The following is a 1,567-nucleotide window of genomic DNA, read 5'->3' on the forward strand; positions in this document are numbered from 1 at the left end:
CTAGAACTGCCGTCGTACCAGCCTTTCGACAAGTCGGCGCTGCGGCTGGAGCGGGCTCAGATCCCGGCCGATGACAAGGCCTTCTTGCGGAAGCGGGAGCAGGAGCTGCGGGACAGGTTCGCGGAGTTGCGGTACGAGTCCCCGAAGGGGCCGGTCCACGGGGACGCTCATGTGCAGAACCTCATGGTGAACGATCGGGGCCAAGTGATCCTGATCGACTTCGAGTTCTTCTGCTTCGATCACCCCGAGTGGGATCTCATGGTCACGGCGGTAGAGCATCACAGCCTTGGGTGGCAGACCGACGAGCAGTACGCCGACTTCGTGGCTGCGTACGGGCGTGACCTGTACGACTGGCATGGGTACGAGACGCTGCGGGGGCTGCAAGAGTTCGGTATGACGACGTGGCTCATGCAGAACGTGCAGGAGGACGCGGCAACCGCGGCTGAGTACCGTCGGCGCATCGCTGGTCTGCGGAACGACGATGCGCCTCGGGACTGGCGGCCCTGGTAGCTCCTACTCGTCGTCCTCCTCCAGGCGGGCAAGCGCGTCGTGCACCTTCTCGTTGAAGGCGGCCACCGCGGGGTTCGCCGCGTGCACGCTGACCTCGTTTTGGAAGTCGGTCACGTAGCGCTGGAATCGGTTGGACTGGAGGGAGTCGCCGCCGTCGACTGCCAGGCTTGCGGTGGTGACGGCGGCTTCCAGCTCACCGTTGAGTAGCTGGCTTTGGGCGAGGACCATGCGGCAGAAGCCGAGGGTGCGGGCGTACTTCGGGTCGGTGCTGTCCACGGCGCGCTGGGCCTGCTCGACAGCTTCGCGGCGCATCTTGAGATCACGGAAGCAGTGGCAGAGTTCGCCCATGAGCTCTGCTTCATCGAAGTAGCTGAGCCACGCCGGATCTTCAGCTGTGTCGGCACGCTCGAAGTGGCGTTCCGCATCCCTCATGGCCTGGCTTGCCGCGATGCCGTCACCTGCGTTGGACAGGGCACGGGCCTCCATCGCCGCATAGTTGGCCATGGCACGCGGGGTGGCTCGGCCCTTGGCGCCCTCGACGGCGGCGCGGGCAAGCTGGATGGCTTGGGTGTGGTTGCCGAGGTAGTTGGCCTGGTGGCTGAGGTTGCCGAGGATGCGGGCGCCGAACATGCGGTCGTCGATGACTTGGGTCAGGCGCAGGGTGGATGTGAGGTAGCGGTGAGCGAGATGGTGATTCCCGGTGTCGTATGCCGTCCACGCCAGCAACTGGGACACCTCGGCGGCGGCGCTGAATAACGCCGTACCCACCTTCTGGCTGTAGCTCGCGTCCAGGAGCGGAAGCACCTCGTGCCGGAAGTAGTGGCGTAGTGCCTTGTGACCGTGGCCTCCGCCGTACTTGAAGTCGAGCTGCATGAACATGTCGGCGGCGTCCCGTATCGCGCGGACATCGCGCATGCCGACTCGTTGGTGAGCGGGCCTGTCGGCTTGGATGCCGTCGGGGCGCGCGATCATCCATGACAGCACAGCAGAACTGAGATCGCCTTCCGCGATGATCAAATGGTCTGATGCCGACGCCTCGGCGCGTTCCTGGGCTAGT

The 1,567-nt window shown here is 65.0% G+C and carries 2 protein-coding genes; one reads left to right on the forward strand and one right to left on the reverse strand.

Going from position 1 to position 1,567, the window contains the following annotated elements:
• A partial coding sequence (locus tag AQI88_RS42320; protein WP_159050621.1) for a phosphotransferase family protein occupies window positions 1-510 on the forward strand: 510 nt, incomplete at its 5' end.
• Between the two features lie 3 nt (window positions 511-513).
• On the opposite strand, the gene AQI88_RS42325 is transcribed toward AQI88_RS42320, so the two are convergent.
• Window positions 514-1,567 (reverse strand): NsdA family TPR-like regulatory protein (locus tag AQI88_RS42325; protein WP_067011131.1); only part of this gene is annotated, 1,054 nt, incomplete at its 5' end.

This window comes from Streptomyces cellostaticus, from assembly GCF_001513965.1.
Taxonomy (GTDB): Bacteria; Actinomycetota; Actinomycetes; order Streptomycetales; family Streptomycetaceae; genus Streptomyces; species Streptomyces cellostaticus.